Source organism: Photobacterium sp. DA100 (assembly GCF_029223585.1).
Taxonomy (GTDB): domain Bacteria; phylum Pseudomonadota; class Gammaproteobacteria; order Enterobacterales; family Vibrionaceae; genus Photobacterium.
Genome location: NZ_CP119424.1, coordinates 755,921 through 773,476 on the forward strand (window position 1 = coordinate 755,921; position 17,556 = coordinate 773,476).

Annotated in this window: 18 protein-coding genes and 1 riboswitch; of the genes, 8 read left to right on the top strand and 10 right to left on the bottom strand. The window is 46.0% G+C overall.

All coding sequences use genetic code 11. From position 1 onward, the window contains the following. Positions 1–142: 142 nt before the first annotated feature. Both PTW35_RS21095 and PTW35_RS21100 read right to left on the bottom strand, forming a co-directional pair. Positions 143–1,420, bottom strand: coding sequence for a winged helix-turn-helix domain-containing protein (locus tag PTW35_RS21095; RefSeq protein WP_281028839.1), 1,278 nt, complete (start codon positions 1,418–1,420; stop codon positions 143–145). A gap of 208 nt (positions 1,421–1,628) precedes the next feature. Then, positions 1,629–2,081, bottom strand: a complete 453-nt coding sequence (locus PTW35_RS21100) for a DUF3069 domain-containing protein (protein WP_039466580.1) — start codon at positions 2,079–2,081, stop codon at positions 1,629–1,631. Between the two features lie 335 nt (positions 2,082–2,416). Between PTW35_RS21100 and PTW35_RS21105 the strand changes: the two genes are divergently transcribed. From PTW35_RS21105 to PTW35_RS21125, 5 genes are all read left to right on the top strand, one after another. Continuing rightward, entirely contained in the window at positions 2,417–3,364 is a 948-nt protein-coding gene (locus PTW35_RS21105) for a diguanylate cyclase (protein WP_281028840.1), read from the top strand. A gap of 252 nt (positions 3,365–3,616) precedes the next feature. Then, positions 3,617–4,282: a DUF480 domain-containing protein gene (locus tag PTW35_RS21110; protein ID WP_281028841.1), complete on the top strand. Its 666-nt coding sequence runs from the start codon at positions 3,617–3,619 to the stop codon at positions 4,280–4,282. Positions 4,283–4,406: 124 nt separating this feature from the next. Next, on the top strand, positions 4,407–4,685 hold the full coding sequence (locus tag PTW35_RS21115) for a GIY-YIG nuclease family protein (RefSeq protein ID WP_281029116.1): 279 nt from the start codon (positions 4,407–4,409) through the stop codon (positions 4,683–4,685). Between the two features lie 177 nt (positions 4,686–4,862). After that, positions 4,863–5,402: a YaeQ family protein gene (locus tag PTW35_RS21120; protein WP_044621209.1), complete on the top strand. Its 540-nt coding sequence runs from the start codon at positions 4,863–4,865 to the stop codon at positions 5,400–5,402. A gap of 102 nt (positions 5,403–5,504) precedes the next feature. Beyond that, positions 5,505–6,149 carry a YdcF family protein gene (locus tag PTW35_RS21125; RefSeq protein WP_281028842.1) on the top strand — a complete coding sequence of 215 codons (645 nt, stop codon included), beginning with the start codon at positions 5,505–5,507 and terminating at the stop codon, positions 6,147–6,149. A gap of 74 nt (positions 6,150–6,223) precedes the next feature. Here PTW35_RS21125 and tenA read toward each other — a convergent pair whose 3' ends face one another. The 6 genes from tenA to PTW35_RS21155 all read right to left on the bottom strand — a co-directional run bounded on the left by tenA (position 6,224) and on the right by PTW35_RS21155 (position 11,289). Further along, a complete protein-coding gene (gene tenA, locus PTW35_RS21130; RefSeq protein ID WP_281028843.1) occupies positions 6,224–6,889 on the bottom strand; it encodes a thiaminase II in 666 nt (221 codons plus the stop codon). A gap of 31 nt (positions 6,890–6,920) precedes the next feature. Next, complete coding sequence (locus PTW35_RS21135) at positions 6,921–7,880, bottom strand: ABC transporter substrate-binding protein (protein ID WP_281028844.1); 960 nt, start codon at positions 7,878–7,880, stop codon at positions 6,921–6,923. A gap of 44 nt (positions 7,881–7,924) precedes the next feature. Then, positions 7,925–8,767, bottom strand: a complete 843-nt coding sequence (locus PTW35_RS21140) for an ABC transporter permease (protein WP_281028845.1) — start codon at positions 8,765–8,767, stop codon at positions 7,925–7,927. Next, positions 8,754–9,521, bottom strand: coding sequence for an ABC transporter ATP-binding protein (locus tag PTW35_RS21145; RefSeq protein WP_281028846.1), 768 nt, complete (start codon positions 9,519–9,521; stop codon positions 8,754–8,756). Before PTW35_RS21145 ends, PTW35_RS21140 begins: the two co-directional genes overlap by 14 nt. Positions 9,522–9,541: 20 nt before the next feature. Continuing rightward, the gene (thiD, locus tag PTW35_RS21150; RefSeq protein WP_281028847.1) at positions 9,542–10,369 is read right to left on the bottom strand and encodes a bifunctional hydroxymethylpyrimidine kinase/phosphomethylpyrimidine kinase; all 828 of its coding nucleotides are present in this window, start codon (positions 10,367–10,369) and stop codon (positions 9,542–9,544) included. Between the two features lie 62 nt (positions 10,370–10,431). Continuing rightward, positions 10,432–10,528: riboswitch (TPP riboswitch) on the bottom strand. A 188-nt stretch (positions 10,529–10,716) separates the two neighbouring features. After that, on the bottom strand, positions 10,717–11,289 hold the full coding sequence (locus PTW35_RS21155) for a PhnA domain-containing protein (protein ID WP_281028848.1): 573 nt from the start codon (positions 11,287–11,289) through the stop codon (positions 10,717–10,719). Between the two features lie 256 nt (positions 11,290–11,545). Between PTW35_RS21155 and PTW35_RS21160 the strand changes: the two genes are divergently transcribed. Together PTW35_RS21160 and PTW35_RS21165 are read left to right on the top strand one after the other, a co-directional pair. Next, on the top strand, positions 11,546–12,034 hold the full coding sequence (locus PTW35_RS21160) for a hypothetical protein (protein ID WP_281028849.1): 489 nt from the start codon (positions 11,546–11,548) through the stop codon (positions 12,032–12,034). Positions 12,035–12,241: 207 nt separating this feature from the next. Continuing rightward, complete coding sequence (locus PTW35_RS21165) at positions 12,242–13,465, top strand: serine protease (protein ID WP_281028850.1); 1,224 nt, start codon at positions 12,242–12,244, stop codon at positions 13,463–13,465. A 46-nt stretch (positions 13,466–13,511) separates the two neighbouring features. Here the strand turns inward: PTW35_RS21165 and PTW35_RS21170 are convergent, their stop codons facing one another. After that, complete coding sequence (locus PTW35_RS21170) at positions 13,512–14,798, bottom strand: cytosine deaminase (protein WP_281028851.1); 1,287 nt, start codon at positions 14,796–14,798, stop codon at positions 13,512–13,514. Positions 14,799–14,809: 11 nt separating this feature from the next. Next, positions 14,810–16,051: a cytosine permease gene (codB, locus tag PTW35_RS21175; RefSeq protein WP_281028852.1), complete on the bottom strand. Its 1,242-nt coding sequence runs from the start codon at positions 16,049–16,051 to the stop codon at positions 14,810–14,812. Positions 16,052–16,856: 805 nt separating this feature from the next. Here codB and PTW35_RS21180 point away from each other — a divergent pair. Further along, positions 16,857–17,522 carry a response regulator transcription factor gene (locus PTW35_RS21180; RefSeq protein WP_281028853.1) on the top strand — a complete coding sequence of 222 codons (666 nt, stop codon included), beginning with the start codon at positions 16,857–16,859 and terminating at the stop codon, positions 17,520–17,522. Positions 17,523–17,556: the final 34 nt, after the last annotated feature.

Consider the following 17,556-nt stretch of genomic DNA (forward strand, 5'->3'; position numbering starts at 1 on the left):
GCTGGGTTAAAAGCTAATGTTATGGTTAAGTCTACCAAAACACATATCTTGCTTGTAAAAATGATTGGTTTTTATTGAATGGTGGCGGAATGCTTTCAAGAAAGCAGCCCGTTAGAGCTGCATTCAATCTGTAATATGCGGATTATTGATTCAGAAGCTGGCGTTTGTAGTTGAAAATTTTGGCGTTCTTTTCACTGTTGTGAACCCAGTATATTCCCACCTGATCATTGAGGACCAAATCAATGAAAGGTTGCTGGTAAAGTAGGTAACTATAGCCAATCGTTTTGCCTAGAAACTGCTTTTTTACCTTGCTTTCGATGCGTATTGCCGTTGATGTGTCTTCATTGACAAACTCATTGGGTTGGTATGCCCAGTGATACATGATTGGCTTCACTTCAATTGTAGAAATAAACGGGGACTGATTTTCTACCACGGTTAAGGTTGCCGAGCTGATCGACATTGCATGGTGGTAACCCGTATCTTCTTCAGAGATAAAATTCAGGTATGAGAAGTTCAGTTTATTGTCTTCATCCTTGGTGATGTAGTAATACACCACCTGCGAATCGATACCTGAATTATCAAGGAAGTTGAGGAAGACCTGAGAAGTGGGCTCTCGGGCCAGTTCTGTTTGAATTATCGGGTCTTGTCGTGATAGCGGTAGCTCTTGGAGCACGTTCAACTTGAATTTCGACCACCCATCTTCGCTGATTTGGTAGGAAAAATCAGTATGTGGAAGGCAGTAGTTGTTCTCGCCGAGGCGACACCACGCTAGAGAGTAGGAATCATCACCTTTGAAGGCATAGAGTTTCACATTGTCTAATTCTGGTGCATTGTCGATTTGCTTATAAGCATGGTGAAGATCATCAAGTTTAGCTTGGAGTTCGACAATATCTTGTTCGCTGGTTGCTACCAGTGTGACCATGCTGTTGAGTAACATGCTGGTCCGGGTAATGTATTGAGGTTTATCTGGGTATTTATAGCCAGTCAGCCAGAGGTATACGCCCACTAGTATCAGCGCGGACATGAAAGCGGCCATTGCAAGATAAGGTAGGTACGGCGCGGTGTTTTTTATGACTTTTGATGCCGATAGTTCAGAATACTTCTCGGTAGTAATTTGGGTGATCTGGTAGCCGACACGAGGAAGTGTCTCGATGATCTCGCCTTTGGTTTTTTCCTGCAGTTTTACTCGCAGGCTTCTTATGGCTTGGAACAGAGAAGCTTCAGATACAACGCGGTCTGGCCAGCCGGCTTTCAGCAGTTCTTCTTTTGTGACAGCGCGATTAACATGCTCTATAAGGTAAAGCAGAATGTATTGCTCAGAGAGATTGAGCTTTTGGCTGGTTGTGTCTGACTTTATGACCCCAAGAGCAGGGTTGAAAATAAGCTCATTGGTAAATTTGAACTGTTTTTGGCCAGGCATTGATATCTCAGAACCTTTTTGGTCTTATATTTTAGTAGCTTACTGGCGTTAAGTGTTATATCTAATAGATGACGCCTAATTGATTTAAGCCGAACATATTACCATGAAAAAAAATAATTGGTACGCGAAAAATCGCTCCCCAAAAAAAGCAGGGAGAGCACAAAGGCCCTCCCTGAACATTCAGACAAATTGCATTGAAGCGAGTTGCTTATTTCTTGAAGATCTCTTGGAACTCACGCTTCATTGGTGGGTTACGACGAGCTTTTTTCAACTGCTTACACATGTCTTTGACACAGTTGTGCAGTACTTTATCAAGCATTACTGCTTTGTAGTCTGTGTACTCTTCATCCGTCATATCCGAAGGCTTTTCTGTTTCTTGCATTTCGCCAAGAAAATCAACACCTGAGTAGCTCTGGCTTAGTGCGATCAGGGCGTGGAACTGTTCGAAGTTGTCCAGTACGTTTTGAGCACTTGCTGGTAGCTGATCCCAAGCTTCACGTGAAGTTGGCTCAGATGCTTTGTAAACGTTAATTAGCATGTCAAGAAGCTCTTCTGGCACCTCTTCAAACTCAACAACTTGACGGAGTTCTGGTGAACAATCGTCAAGAGTGAATTTTACTTCTTCAATCGTTTGATCTTCTTTTTTCTCAATATCAGACATAGCTAATTCCTAAAGCATGATTTTGGTTAAGGGAGGGAATCCTATAGCCCTGTATCTAAAAGTCAACAGGTATGGCCAATCACCCTGATGACTTTGGCTATAAGATACCGGAACAACACAACAAATCACGTTAATTTGCTCACGAATATCCGCTTTATGCCTGGTGCAGCCATGATTGGACTCGATGCCTGTCCACAGCGGAATTAATCGCCGAATACCTTGAAAGTGGAAGTTGTAACTTAGTTGCATAAACTTATGAACCAAAACCTTAAAGCTATCGCATTGTGTGCTATAAATAGCTTAAGGAAAATCCAATACCTCAATAGGATGCTTAGATGGAAGCGATGCGGATACTACTGGTAGATGATGTGCATCTCGAGAGGATGCAGTTAGCCATGCGGCTACAGCGCCTCGGGCATGTGGTTGAAGCTGTCGCTTCAGGTAAGGAGGCTATCGAGAAATATCCTTTGTTTGATCCAGATTTATTACTGCTGGATGTCAGCATGCCTGACATGAGTGGTACAGAAGTCGCCGAGCAAATCCGAATCAAACATCCTGATTGGGTGCCAATCATCTTCTTGAGTGGTCATGACGAGCCTGAAATGATCGCGAAAGCGATTGATATGGGGGGGGATGACTATATCGTTAAGCCCGTGAATAACATCGTACTGGCGGCAAAACTTAAAGCTATGCAGCGTATTGCTCATATGCGTCATCAGCTCAAAGATACAACCAAGAGCCTAGAGCAAGCCAATGAAAAGCTTTCACAGCAAGTTAACGAGGATGGTTTGACCAAGCTCGCGAACCGGCGTTATCTTGATACAAAATTGACCGAATTTATCTCATGGCATGGCCGTAATAACTTTCCACTCACTTTGATCATGCTGGATGTCGATCATTTTAAACTGTTTAATGATCATTATGGCCACATTGAAGGTGACCGATGCCTACAAATGGTTGCGACGGAGCTGAAGAAAAGCTTCAGCCGAGCCGGTGAGCTGGCAGCCAGATACGGTGGCGAAGAGTTTGTTGTAGCACTGAGTAACTGCGATAAGACTCGAGCGGTTAGAGAGTGCGAACGGTTAAAACAATGCATACAGAAACTTGAAATCCCCCATTCAAAATCGACTACGGCGGATATAGTGACGGTAAGTCAAGGTATGGTGTCCTGGGTTCCAACGGGATTAGAAACGGTCGATAATATGTACCAAATTGTTGACCGTGTACTTTATAAGGCAAAGGAACAAGGACGCAACCGCTTCGTTGCCGCAGAATTTACCTAAGCTCTCTTCTCTTATTCTTTGATCCAGTTAACATTTTATGTCATATCAAGCGTTATTTGGCTGTTTTGCAGCCAAATAACTTGTTGCCTGCTTGCTGTCGCTCACTGCAATGATAATCTGCTATTTAAAGGGTAAGACCCTGGCAGTGTACATTCTCTTGAGTAGAAGCCATCCGATATACAATGACGTTCTTGTTTTCGGCTATGCTCAATGGAATTTGTATTGTAAGAAGAAAAAGGGTGAGGGGAGATCATGGATATTTGCTTTTCGCAGACAGAAGCGCGCGTGTTAGGTTGCTTGCTTGAAAAAGAGGTAACTACACCTGATCAGTACCCATTAACATTGAATGCACTGACAACGGCTTGTAACCAAAAAAGTAATCGCGAGCCTGTGATGTCGCTTGATGAAGCTACGGTGCAAGACACGCTGGAAGCATTAAAAACAAAGCGATTTGTTCAAGAAGTCACCGCGGGTTTCGGGAGTCGAGTGGCTAAATATCAGCACCGATTCTGCAACACGGAATTCAGTACTTTCCAGTTCAGTAAGCAAGAGAAGGCAATTATCTGTGTGATGTTGCTGCGTGGTCCTCAATCGCCTGGAGAGTTGCGTACCCGCACCAATCGATTGTGCAACTTTGCCGATGTCAAAGAAGTGGAAGTCGTACTGAGTACTCTATCAGAGCACCCGAAAGGGCCGTTTGTTATCCAATTGCCTAAAGAGCCGGGCAAGCGCGATTTCCGCTATATGCATCTGTTCAGTGGCGAAGTTGACATTGAAGCGTTGCAACAGCAAAGCGCTGCGGTAGGAAGCCCATCGTCACCGTCTTCTGAGCGGCTGACGGCCTTGGAAGACGAGGTTGCAGAGCTTAAGAAAGAAGTGGAAGAGCTCAAGGCAATGCTTGAATCTTTAACTTCATAAGTGTCCAATAAGCGATCTATGTTGCCAGCCCAGCAATTGCTGGGCTTTTTTGTAAAGGTAGTAACTTAGCATGACGGGGTCTGAAAGCAACCAACCTGCCAATTGCGATAACCAACAAAATAAAATGGGTGAATGGTCGGTCTATTTAATTAGGACAGCTGCCGATCAGCTGTATTGCGGTGTGACGACCGATGTAGAAAGACGGTTCAACGAGCACGTTTCTACCAAGCGGGGAGCCAAATTTTTGAAGGGCAAAGGCCCACTGCAGTTGGTTTGGTCGGAGTGTGTCGGTGATAAACGACTGGCCATGCAGCTTGAATATCGTATCAAGCGCCTATCGAAGTGCAAAAAGGAGCAGTTAGTTGCTCGTGGGCTTAGCGTATTTAGCTTGGTTGAGTCATGAACTATAGTCGCTGAGAACACGTACCAATAGATAATGTTTGTCTTTTTTTAACTTAAATTCAATTGTTGGTTGATTTTTGCGCGTATGTCAGGCAATTGAAATTGAACCTTCTTCTTGTTCAAACTACACTGCGTTTATCATTTTTATATTATTATTTTATTTTCCCAGGATAATTTTATGGCACTTAAAGCCACTATCTACAAAGCCCAGTTCAATGTTGCTGATCTAGATCGCCATGTTTACATCGACCAGCAGCACACCTTGGCGTGCCACCCATCAGAGACCCTACAACGTTTGATGCTTAGACTCATAGCATGGGGGTTTAATGCTGATGAGGAATTGCAGTTCACTAAGGGGCTTTGTGAAGCCGATGAGCCAGCGCTTTGGCAGAAAAACCTTAGTGATGAAATTGAACTATGGATTGATCTGGGCCTGCCAGACGAGAAGCGTTTGAAGAAAGCTGCTCACAAGGCAAAAAAAGTCATTATTGTTGCTTATGGTGACAATGCGGCCCCGGTTTGGTGGAAGCAGCATCAGGCAAAAGTCAGCCAGTACGGTAATATCTCCGTGGTGTTTTTCAATGACGAAACGCTAGCGGAATTAGAAACACTGGTTGAGCGAACTATGAACCTTCAGCTAACCATTGAAGCTGAACAGGGCTGGTTGATGGCCGGTGATAAAAGCTGTACCTTGGCGCCAGAGTGGTGGCTTCGCTAATACCGCTCTATCGCTGTCGAATGTCACGCATCAGTCACAGAATCCTTGCATCATAGCCTTTTAGGGTACGTTTTCGCGATTTCAGCAATAAGGAGTATTGCAATGGCATCAAGTGTGCATGCTTTAGCAACAAAAGTGTGGAATTATCATCATCTTAATCACACGCTCTCGCCAAGCGACTGCATTTTTGTATTATGTAGTAACGACATTCGAGTCGCCGAGCATGCAGCAAGATTGTTTCTCGATGGCTATGCCCCATACATCGTTTTTTCTGGCGGTGAAGGTGAATTGACGCGGGGGATGTTCAAGGGGTCAGAGGCTGAAGCGTTTGCAGAAGTGGCTATGGATATGGGTGTGCCGGAGCATGCCATTCTGATTGAGCCTCAATCCACCAATACCGGTGAAAATGTCCAGTTTACCCGAGCCTTGCTTGAGGTGAAGGGGTTAGATCCTTCCTGTTTTATCATCGTGCAAAAGCCGTTTATGGAACGGCGTGCTTACGCCACATTCCAGCAGAACTGGCCAGGTAAGAAGGTACTTGTATCTTCGCCGCCGATTGGTTTTGACGAATACCCCAACGAGACGTTGTCATACAGTGATGTGATTAATGTCATGCTGGGAGATCTGCAGCGAATAAAGGTATATCCGTCTTATGGCTATTCGGTTGAGCAGGACATTCCTGCTGAAGTTTGGCTGGCTTATCAACAGCTAGTCGAGCTGGGCTTCAAGGAGCACTTGATTGGGTAAGGTAGGACTGATCGTTCTTTGTGTTTGAAAAAGCCCTGTCATTCGACAGGGCTTTTGGTTAGGGATATTGATATCTATTGTGCGGCATTCATGCCCTGTTCCCAGAAAGCAATTTCCATACGTGTTGCAGTTTTGAATATTTCACATAAGCGCTGGCCACGCTTACTTGCAAGCGGAATTTCTTCCAGCATAGCATCCAAGCGGCGAATGGTTTCTGCGACCCCAGATTGATACTCTTCACCCCTGTAGAGTTCAACCCAGCTGCGATATGGGTTGCCTTCAAGTTTGGTTTCAGACCACTTTTCTAGCCGCTGTCCCACAACCGCATAGCCAATAGCGCATGGTGCCAGAGCGGTAAATAGGTCGGTGCGATCGCCAGCCATACCCGTATCTAATACATAACGGGTGTAACAGACGGTGCCGAAATCTTCGGGCTCAGCTTCCATCTCTGTAGCTGACAGACCCCAGGTTTGGCAATACTCAATGTGATGATTCATCTCTGACTCGAGCAATGCACTTAAGCCAGGCAGCGGCTCACGCATTTCTGCCAAGGTCGAGGATTTGAAGATAGCGAGGGCGTATGCTCGGGCATAGTGTTTTAAGAACAAATAATCTTGTTTCAGGTAGTGGAAAAAAGCGTACTTGTTCAAATCTCCTGTCGCCAGCTGATTGACAAACTCGTGCTCGGTGTAATCGACCCAGTCTTGTTGGCAATGGTTGATCAGATCTTGATATTTCATGGTGTGTCCTTGTTCGCGAAATGAATTACGCTCAATACGTCAGCACGTAATCTTTGGCTTTTGGTAGTGTTTTGATGATGTTGTGCTGTTTCATGAACTCGGCGTATTCATCATAGCGCTTTAGCTCCACCGCTCCCGGGCGGAGAGCAAAGCGAGTAAGAGTATCTTCCCACGCTCGACGGTTTAGATCGTTGTTCAGCGTATCAGGCGAGTAGGCAACGAACTCTTTCCATGCCTGTTCCGGATGGTTGATCAGGTATACCGTCGCTTTTTCGATGGCTGTGTTGAACTTGTTAATGGTCTCTGGGTTGTATTTGTGCTTATTGGCAACAAAAATAAGCTCGTCGTAAGGTGGTACACCGTGCTCTTCCGGGTAGAAGGCCGTTGCGTCGTAGCCTTCGATTGCGAGTTGGTTAAGCTCGAAGTTGCGCAGGCCACCCCAAATGGCATCCACTTTTCCGGAAGCCAGCGAAGAAGATAGGGCCCAACCAACGTTGATTATCTTTACGCTATCCATATCCACACCTTCTGAGCGCAGCATGGTACCTACAGTAGCATCTTCGTTGCCGCCAATTGCGACGCCGATGTTTTTACCTTTCAAATCAGCCAGTGATTTAATTCCTGACTTGTCCAGGACGATCATGGAGTTAAGCGGGCCCGAGATCAATGTGGCTGAACGCACCAGAGGCAGGTCTGCGGCTGTGCTAGAGATAAGCGTGCTCTGGTAAGACACTGCAAGATCAATCCGACCTGCGGCCACCAGCTTATCTGGCACACTTGGATCCGCTGGTTCTTGAATTTGAACCTGCAAACCCTGTTCAGCAAACCACCCCTTTTCTTGAGCAAGAATAATCGGGCCGTGGTTTGGGTTGACGAACCAGTCCAGCATGAGAGTGACTTTTTCTTGTGCCGACGTGCTGAAGGATGCCAACATCAGTGCTGCGGCAGCAATAAGATGCGGTTTACCCGCGGTGAAGAAAGTGGTTTTCATTTTATTTCCTTGTTGTTGAGCGAAAAAAGCATTCCGTTAATAAACTATTGGCTCTGCCATGGAATGGCTTTCTTTAATAAAAAGTCGGTGATGAAGTAGAGGCTGATGGAGAAAAAGGCCAAGATAAACAATGCGGCAAACATTTCATCGACAAACATCCTCGCATTGGCTTGGAGCATGAGGTAGCCCAGCCCTTCACTTGAGCCGACCCATTCGCCGATGACTGCCCCAATGGGGGCAACGACAACCGCAACCCGTACCCCTGAAGCTAAAGCAGGCAGGGCTGCGGGCAGGCGGATTTGCCATAGCTGTTGCCAGCGGGTAGCCCCCATGGTCGTTGCTAAGTCAAGGTAACCTTTGGGGGTATGGCGAAGCCCGTCATAGCAGCAGGTGGTGACGGGGAAAAAGATGATCAAAGCTGCCATGACAACTTTTGATGCCATGCCGTATCCAAGCCACAGCATGAGAATGGGCGCAATAGCGAATACCGGAATTGCTTGGCTGGTGATCAATACTGGCAGGAGCCAGCGGCGCAAAGGTTCGAATAGCAGCATTTGCAGGGCGAAGAATAGCCCCATTGCCAAACCAAGGAGAAGGCCAAACAAGACTTCAGTCCCAGTGACAAGCGTGTGATGCCAGAGCACATCGGCACGTTCGACCAGCTTGGACAGCACAGCGACAGGACCAGGCAAGATAAAGGGGGGGAGGTCAAACACAATTACACCGGTTTGCCACAACCCCAAGATGATCGCAAAGCTGGTGACAAAGCGTGCTGTTGGATGAGACAGCAAGGTGTTTTTGCCCTTACGCGATCCTCGCTTAACCGCTTGTTGTTCTAGCAAGGGGTTTGACAGCTTTGACGTTAGTGTTGGCTCAGGCATAGTCATTCTCTAGCTCGTTGATAATTCCCTGCTGGTGGGCGGCAAGTTCACCATCAAATAGCCTTGGTGGGGAACAAGCCGGTACCGGTAAGGCCCGAACCGAAGCCGGTGAGCCTGCCATCATATAGATATGGTGCCCAAGACGAAGTGCCTCTTGCGGATCATGGGTTATCAACAAGACAGTTTTCCCAGCAAGCAGGCTCGCTGACAGTGACTGTAATTTATGGCGGGTTACGGCATCGAGTGCTGAAAAGGGCTCATCCATCAATACCAAGGGCTTGTCTTGCATTAAGGTACGGGCTAAAGCAACGCGCTGGCGCATTCCTCCGGAGAGCTGGTTAGGCATTGCCTCGGCTTTGTCGGCCAGCCCCACGGCATCGAGCAATGCCATGGCTTTAGGTTTATTGGCTTCCTGAACAGAACCAAATCGGGTACTTAAGCACACATTGCTGATGACATTGAGCCATGGCAGCAGCAGATCTTGTTGTGCCATATAGGCAATATTGCCAGCCAGCGGCAGATCATTGCTGGTGGTTATTGAGCCGCTCCAGGCAACATTTTCCTCAAGAAGCCCTGCTAGGTGGCGAAGCAGAGTAGTCTTCCCACAACCACTTTTACCGAGCAGGCAGGTCCATTGTCCAGCCGGAAGCTTAATATCTAGCTGGTTGAACAGGGGAGAATGGCCATCATTGTACCTGAGTGTTAACTGCTCGATACCGACTGTCATTCCCTTGGTCTGAGTCGTCAGAGTCTTATTCATCGTGTGTGCTGTTTCCATGCTTACTCGGGCTTGAAATGGCCGGCAAAGAAATGGTTCACCGGGCCATGACCAGCGCCAATCTGAAGAGCATCAGCATTTTCTATTGCTTTGGTAATGTAGGCCTTGGCATGCCTTACCGCTTGTTCTAGCGGGTAGCCCTGTGCAAGAAAAGAAGCGGTAGCCGCAGACAGGGTACAGCCTGTGCCGTGCGTATTGCGGGTCGCGATTCGCGGCGTACTCATGCGCACGACGTCATTTTCGAGGATCAATAAATCAGTACTGGAGGCGTCATTTTCCAAGTGGCCACCTTTGAGCAGAATCGAACGGGAACCGATTGCTCGTAAAGCAGAGATCATGTCAGCCATTTGATGTTCATTCTGTGGGAGGTCGGCTCCAATCAGCGCAGCAGCCTCAGGAAGATTTGGGGTGATCACATCGGCAAGCGGAAGCAGTTCGGACTTAAGCGTAGAGATGGCATCTTGCTCAAGCAGCAAGTCGCCGCTTGTTGCCACCATAACGGGGTCAATCACCAAAAACCTTGGTTGGTATTGGCGTAGCTTTGTCGCCACCATACGAATAATATTCGCATCACTTAACATGCCAATTTTTACTGCTTTAATGTCTAGATCGGTAAAGACTGCATCAAGCTGTTGCTCTACAAAAGCAGGATCAATGGCTAGGATACCGGAAACACCTTGGGTGTTCTGCGCTGTCAGGGCGGTGATTACCGAGCAGGCGTAACCGCCTGTCGCCGAGATTGCTTTGATATCGGCTTGGATACCGGCTCCACCGCCGCTGTCAGAGCCTGCAATAGTAAGGGTGATCGGAGTATTTGATGAAATTGGCATAGCTACCTCTAACTTTAGACGCAAGGTAGCCGTTGCCATCGCCCCTGGGCCGGGGACGGAATAGGACAGTTCAGCTAGTTCCCTACGCCATTATTAAATGGATCAGGTTCAACGGGTCCCACTACGTGGTCTCAGCGCTTGGCTCCCCGACTAACGGACAAATTTTGTCTACTCGGTCAAAAACAAATATTGACCTTTTAAAATATATTTCTGGCGCATGTGCCTGAAGATGCGAGTAATCTAAACATGTTTTTTACCATAGAGCAAACATGTAAGGAATAAAATGAGGAAGTGATGACGAAAAACAGGAGGGGAGACAGGCAGCCATGAGGTGGCTGCCCATTCAATTACATTTTTTTGCAGTATGCTGCGATGATAACCATGTTAGTACCTGCGGCTTTGCCTGTAATATGCAGTGGGTTATCTGTCAGGCGGATACCACGTACAGCTGTACCTTGTTTGATCACAAGGTTAGATCCTTTAACTGGCAGGTCTTTGATGATCGTTACGTTGTCACCAGCCTCGAGAGCAGTGCCGTTTACATCAACAGTTTTAATCGCATTTAGTTCAGCGAGTGCGATGCCTTTTTCTGCCCATTCGATCATGTCTTCTTCCATGTACATCATATCTAGCAGGTCTTGTGCCCAAGTTTCAGAAGACAGACGTTTAAGTAGGCGGTAAGCCATAACCTGTACCGCTGGCTCCTGGCTCCACATGCTGTCGTTTAGGCAACGCCAGTGGTTCTGATCCAGTGTTTCTGCGTCTTCGATTTCTGTACGGCAAGTACCGCATACCATCACACAGCTACCTGCGGTTTGGTCAGGAGAAGCAGGTACTTCGTAAACGCTCAGACTGTCTTCTGAACCACATAGTTCACACTTAGCGCCAGCGCGCTCTTTAACGATAGATTCAATGCTCATAGGAATATTCCAAGGAAGTGTAATGGTGTTCCTTACCCATACGGGTAATTGTTCGGTTTATTATGCCATTTAATTCTGAGAAGAAAAGGAATGAAGATCAAGATCACAATACTCTCATCTATTTACGGACAAAAAACAGCCGAATTAAAAAGTTAAGTAAAAATAATGCAACAAAATTGTAGGGTGTAATGTTGAAATGAGACTAAGATCTAAGAGCCTATCCAAGTAGTTATAGATAGAACAATAGGAAGCAGTTATGAAAAAGGCATTGTTTTTGTTTTCAGCTTTAGCACTGACTGGATGTGATGATGAGGATGTGGTTAATACGCTTACAGGTAAAGCCGAAGTGTTTGCCGTCACCGGAGCTGAAATTGCGGGAGCGCAAGGGTATACCAGTATTGAAAGCATCGAAAATACGTACCCGATCACTTTACCCGATGAGTTTCCCGCTGGCTCGGAAGCCGATTTGGATAACAAGCTGGGAACGTTAGGTATAGATATAGATGATACTGACTGTGGTGTTATAGATACAAGTGGAGATGTTTGCTTTGGCGCGGGGAGCAATACAGTTTGCGTACCGGATGAAGTGACAAAGCTCGGCATCAAACTCTATACCATTGATATGGGTGAAGTCAGGCGTGCATATGATAATGGGTTTTATCCTAAATTGGCCGCTGACTTTTTAGGTGATACCTACGCAAATTTTGATATTGAGCGAGTAAGCTGTGCAAGCATAGGTATGTAGTTTCCAGTTAGTTCTTAACAAGCAAAGTGAGCTAACCTCAGGCTCGCTTTGCTTTTTTTGTGGCTGTGTAATAAAAAGAATGATTATGTTTCATCCTGATCGCTCTATATCATTAGCTGCCTCGCAATTCGTTATCCCCACAGGTTTTGTATTTGTTTGATTTGTTATTTTTGATAAATAGCTATGGGATTGAATTGGTGGCAGATAATGAAAAGAATATGGCTTGGTGGACTTGCTAGTTTATTGATGAGTATTCCAGTAATAGGATACGGTACAGATATTGAAAGTTATGTTGTTGGCGGTACACCCGTCAGGCCGAAGGATGATTTGACATGGATGGCCTCATTAAGAAATACAACAGCTGACACTTCGCATTTCTGTGGCGGGAGCATAGTCAGCGAAAGATGGGTGCTAACAGCTGCTCACTGTGTGGTTCAGGGAGATATGGGAAGTGAATATACAGTGCCACCAAATAAATTAGCAGTGATGGTTGGCACTCTGGGCAGTGAAGTGACTGATCCATCCGATTTATATCAAGTTAGCCACGTAGTCGTACATCCTGATTATTCGCCTTATGCTGTAATTAGTATTTCCGTTGATGATGAAGGAAAAGAATTAAAAGAGGCCGTTAAATTAGCGCTGGATAATGATGTTGCATTACTTCGGGTTAATCGCTCTTTTCCATTTCCCAGGGTCAGTCCGGTTAAGCTGGCGAATGGTCAAACTGCCCAGAGATTAGAGTCTAAATTAAGTGGAGAATGGAATGAAAAAAGTCGACCAGAGAATGTAATGGTTGCTGGTTGGGGATCCACGAAGAGTGATGGGACAGGAATCTCTGACACCTTAATGTATGCTGATTTATCTTATCTGCCTATAGCTGACTGCTTTAATTTGCTGGAAAGAGGAAATGATGCACATTACGTTATTGATAGCCCAACAAACTTAACCAAAGTATGTGCTTTGCCACCTGATGTCTTGTTCGACCAAACTGGTGCCCCCCTAAACTATGGCCCTGATTCCTGTAAAGGCGATAGTGGCGGCCCCTTGGTGGCAAAGAACTCCGACGGCGATTGGGTTCAACTTGGCATCGTAAGTGGCGGGCCTGTAGGCAGCCCACTTTGCGGAGCGTATTTACGACCTGGGTTTTACGCTCGAGTAGGGAACTACTTCGAGTGGATTGAAAACATTGTGGGTACTATTCCTGAGGCGCCAGTAACTAATCCCGACTTTATTGAAGAAGGCAATAATGAAGGTGAGGGCGGGAGTGGTGCTGAGCCCGGTGATGGAAAAACGGATGAAGGTTGTGACCCTAACGTTTCAGGCATCAGCCCGAATAACTGCGCTCTCGTCGCTGGTGGTGGGGGAGCAGTGAATATTTTCAGTCTTGTCTGTCTGTTGATATTGCTTTGTTGCAAAAAGCGGCACGACTGAGATTTAGTCCAAATGAATCAGCCACCCCAAAGGGTGGCTGATTTCGTTAGCGGCAGAATGTTACTGGCTCTTTCCCTTCTGCTAACTGGATATGTGTGACGGCGGGTTGGGTTTCTGCAATCACCTTGCCGCCACGTACTGAGTAGCGGACAGGGACTTGACGTCGTACTGCATCAAAACCACTTTCAGCTGGAAGGATAAGCAGATTACCCGGCTTACCCAGTTCGATACCGTAACGGTTTTGGATGTTCAGGGTGTGAGCAGAATTTGTGCTAATCAGGTCCAGAGATTGATTGATTTGATCGTAGCCCATTACTTGGCATACATGCAGCCCCATGTGCAGAACTTGCATCATATTGGCTGTACCAAGTGGGTACCATGGATCAAAAACATCATCATGCCCAAAACAGACGTTGATTTCAGATGCCAGCATCTCTTTTACACGGGTGACACCGCGCCGCTTAGGATAGTCATCAAAACGGCCCTGTAGGTGGATGTTCACCAATGGGTTAGCTACGAAGCTGATCCCCGACATCTTCAGCAGACGGAACAGGCGTGAGGCATAAGCACCGTTGTATGAGTGCATCGCCGTCGTGTGGCTAGCAGTGACTTTGTCACCCATTTCAAATTTATGGGCAAGTGCCGCCAGAGTTTCCACGAAGCGTGATTGCTCATCATCGATTTCATCGCAGTGAACGTCGATGAGGCGATCATATTTGCGTGCCAGCTCGAATACATAATGAAGCGACTCTATACCGTACTCACGGGTAAATTCGAAGTGTGGTATTGCGCCAATGACATCGGCACCCAGTTTGACTGCCTCTTCCAGAAGCTCTTTGCCGTTAGGGTAGGATAGGATACCTTCTTGTGGAAATGCCACGATTTGGATATCTACCCATTCTTTCATCTCTTCTCGAACTTCCAGCATCGCTTTTAGGGCGATTAGAGTTGGGTCTGATACATCGACATGGGTACGGACATGCTGAACACCATTGGCGATTTGCCATTTCAGGGTCTGTTTGGCGCGCGCCTTCACATCTTCGATGGAGAGCATCGACTTACGCTCGGCCCAGCGCTCAATTCCTTCGAACAGAGTTCCTGAAATATTCCAGTTAGGCTCCCCGGCAGTTTGAGTGGTGTCAAGGTGAATATGAGGTTCACAGAAAGGTGGTACCGCCATACCGCCTTCACCATCAATAACAGTGCCTGAAAAGTCAATTTGCTCCTCAACTGGCTTGATTGAGTGGAATTTACCTTCATTAATCAGAATCTGATGCAGGCCATCCTTGCCTTTGATAGTGACGTTTTTTATTAGCATATTTGAGGTTTGCATCTTAGTTGTCCTTACGCGTTACTTGCACAGGCTGTGGGTTCGCGATTTAGCACCGGGTTAAGAATAAGGTAACTGATAGCGCCACCTAGTACCGCATTGATTGGTACGACGCCAGGCAAGAAGTGACCGGCAGCAACACCAACCGCAACACCAATAATTGCGGCCCAGTTAACTGTTTTGAATTCGGCATTTGCGAAATCTTTGTAACGATGACGGTTTTTCAAGAAATCTGCAATGATAATGCCGCCAATTGGAGGAATCGCCGCCGATAAGAAGGTTAACCAGCCTACGAAGTTATTGTACAGCCATAGCGCACATAGTGTACCGATTAAACCGTTTGCCATCGAAAGATACTTGCTTGGCAACCCCGTCACGTTTGAGAAGCCTAGGCCAGAAGCGTAAAGGGCATTGTCATTGGTAGTCCAAATATTCAGGCCAAGAACAATGATAGCGGGAATTAACAACCCTTGCGCAATCATTACTTCAGAAATATCGGACTGACCGGTTGCAGCAGCACCCGCCGCGCCAAAGATGAACATTAGCGAGTTACCGATAAAGAAGGCAATCATGGTGACCATGACGGCACCCATAGGTTTTTTGCCGAAGCGGACAAAGTCGGCTGTTAATGTACCTGCCGAAACGAATGAGCCGACAACGAGTGCAAGGGCCGTTGAGAATTCGATTGGGTTTTCAGGAGTAATGGCCTTGAGTCCGTCGACTCCTCCTGTACTGCCTACCGCCTCAAGAACCGAGTATCCGCCCAGCAATGCGATGGCAGGTACTGCTATCGCGGATAAAACCATCAAAGCGGAGATCCCAAAATATACTGTGGCCGTCATCAGCAAGCCAGAAACTAAAATCAGGATATTGGTATCAATGCCAGTGGCTTTTTGAACCGGAATCGCGAACATGGCGACACCAACGCCAAACCAACCGACCTGTGTACCGCCAAGCAGCAAAGATGGGAGCCATGAGCCTTTAGAACCAAAAGAGAATCGAGCAAGAAGATGAGTAGAGAGGCCAGATGAGGCGCCGATGTAGCCGAGGAAAGAAGTGTAGATACCGAGGATGAGGTTACCAATAAGAACAGCGAGGAAGAAGTCATCAAAGGAGAGTCCGGTTCCTAGGGTTCCTCCTGTCCACATACTCGCTGAAAAGAAGGTTAAACCCAGCATTACCATGGTAAGTGAAACCACCCCTTTACGTGCCGATTTTGGCACAGGGCCAAGACTGTAGTTGTTGTCGCCTGCCATTGAAACACCTCAAACGTCTTAAAATAATTGTACTGATTTATAGTTAAACGGCGCGTATTTTAGTGAATAAAAAACTGCTGTCAAATGGGTTTTGTTGATATTTTTGCTTTTATTGTTCAGTCCCAAATAATGTTATTGTAATTCAGCTGTTTATCTTTATTGGTATGGTTGTCTGTAAAAAAAAGAAAACGTTTTTATGGTGATTGTGCGAGTTTTAAATTGCCATAGGTGTATATAGATAAGGAATCTATATCCTACTTCGTGATTATGTCGATTATGTTTAAAGGTGGTGATATGAAAACGATTTCTTTTCGTGTTTTTTGCTCTTTCTGGTCCGGGGCTAAAGATGAATACTCCTTTTTCTATGCTTTTGGTTGTAAAAATGGCGCCTATGTGGTGCTTTTGTGTCGTAGTGGTTATTTTTGGTTGTTTGTTTTGTGGTTTTGAGCCGGTTTCAGGGGAGGGAACTTAAGGTGGTGGCGTGGGAGGAATATTAAGAACTAGGCTGTGGATAACTTTATTATCCACAAAACTTGTGAGTAACTCTGTGGGAAATGGTTGGGGGCTAATAGCCATGCTGGCTTCAGTAAAGTCAAGCCTTAGTTTCATGAAAATAATCTAAAAACTTAATGAAAAATAAAGGTTTTTGACGTAGCTCAATTTTGCTTCCCTCTGCTAAATATCAGGCTGATGGACGTTATGGCTGCGCGCATTTGCTGCGAGTGCCACAATCTTCTTGATTGAGTTGCATATAGATATGATAATGCTGATTGAATGATAATGATTTTGATTAGTGTGGATTTTTGTGTCTAAAATTCTCGTTGTAGATGATGATATTGTTCTTTGTGAACTGCTTCAGGAAGTTCTTGAAGACGAAGGGTATGAAGTCCACTGTGCTCATTGTGGCAAAACTGGCCTTGCTTATTTAGAGCAGCTGCCGGTTGATCTCGTTCTTCTCGATGTTATGCTTCCGTATATTGATGGCATGCAACTCGCGCGCAGGATATGCCAGCGTTTTGCGACACCAATAATTATGTTAACGGCATTAGGTGACGAAGCATCATTACTGGATGGCCTACAAGCTGGTGCTGATCATTATATGGCGAAGCCATTTAAAGTACCTGAATTGCTGGCTAGAATTAAAGCCACAATGCGTCGGGTTGGATTAGAAAAGCAGAGAAGCAGTAATTGCACCGCAGAAGTTGAGATTACTGAGCAACTAAGGCGAATACCTTTAACTGATACAGAAAGTGATTTGTTGGAGTATCTTGTTCGCCATAACGGTATTGTTGTTTCTAAGGCTGAATTACAAAAAGCCGTACTTAAGAAAGAATTGAGTCCATTTGACCGCAATCTTGACATGCATATAAGCAACATTCGTCGCAAAATAGTTCAATCAGGGTTGCCAAAGCAACATATAAAAACAGTAAGAGGCAAAGGGTATAGTTTCTTGGAAGTGATTGGGGCTTGAATAAATAAAAGAGTGGCGCAAGAAGCGCCACTCT

Excerpts from the sequence above, each read along its gene's own strand:
- PTW35_RS21095 (WP_281028839.1), bottom strand. The coding sequence starts at position 1,420 with ATGCCTGGCCAAAAACAGTTCAAATTTACCAATGAGCTTATTTTCAAC.
- PTW35_RS21100 (WP_039466580.1), bottom strand. The coding sequence starts at position 2,081 with ATGTCTGATATTGAGAAAAAAGAAGATCAAACGATTGAAGAAGTAAAA.
- PTW35_RS21105 (WP_281028840.1), top strand. The coding sequence starts at position 2,417 with ATGGAAGCGATGCGGATACTACTGGTAGATGATGTGCATCTCGAGAGG.
- PTW35_RS21110 (WP_281028841.1), top strand. The coding sequence starts at position 3,617 with ATGGATATTTGCTTTTCGCAGACAGAAGCGCGCGTGTTAGGTTGCTTG.
- PTW35_RS21115 (WP_281029116.1), top strand. The coding sequence starts at position 4,407 with ATGGGTGAATGGTCGGTCTATTTAATTAGGACAGCTGCCGATCAGCTG.
- PTW35_RS21120 (WP_044621209.1), top strand. The coding sequence starts at position 4,863 with ATGGCACTTAAAGCCACTATCTACAAAGCCCAGTTCAATGTTGCTGAT.
- PTW35_RS21125 (WP_281028842.1), top strand. The coding sequence starts at position 5,505 with ATGGCATCAAGTGTGCATGCTTTAGCAACAAAAGTGTGGAATTATCAT.
- tenA (WP_281028843.1), bottom strand. The coding sequence starts at position 6,889 with ATGAAATATCAAGATCTGATCAACCATTGCCAACAAGACTGGGTCGAT.
- PTW35_RS21135 (WP_281028844.1), bottom strand. The coding sequence starts at position 7,880 with ATGAAAACCACTTTCTTCACCGCGGGTAAACCGCATCTTATTGCTGCC.
- PTW35_RS21140 (WP_281028845.1), bottom strand. The coding sequence starts at position 8,767 with ATGACTATGCCTGAGCCAACACTAACGTCAAAGCTGTCAAACCCCTTG.
- PTW35_RS21145 (WP_281028846.1), bottom strand. The coding sequence starts at position 9,521 with ATGAATAAGACTCTGACGACTCAGACCAAGGGAATGACAGTCGGTATC.
- thiD (WP_281028847.1), bottom strand. The coding sequence starts at position 10,369 with ATGCCAATTTCATCAAATACTCCGATCACCCTTACTATTGCAGGCTCT.
- PTW35_RS21155 (WP_281028848.1), bottom strand. The coding sequence starts at position 11,289 with ATGAGCATTGAATCTATCGTTAAAGAGCGCGCTGGCGCTAAGTGTGAA.
- PTW35_RS21160 (WP_281028849.1), top strand. The coding sequence starts at position 11,546 with ATGAAAAAGGCATTGTTTTTGTTTTCAGCTTTAGCACTGACTGGATGT.
- PTW35_RS21165 (WP_281028850.1), top strand. The coding sequence starts at position 12,242 with ATGAAAAGAATATGGCTTGGTGGACTTGCTAGTTTATTGATGAGTATT.
- PTW35_RS21170 (WP_281028851.1), bottom strand. The coding sequence starts at position 14,798 with ATGCAAACCTCAAATATGCTAATAAAAAACGTCACTATCAAAGGCAAG.
- codB (WP_281028852.1), bottom strand. The coding sequence starts at position 16,051 with ATGGCAGGCGACAACAACTACAGTCTTGGCCCTGTGCCAAAATCGGCA.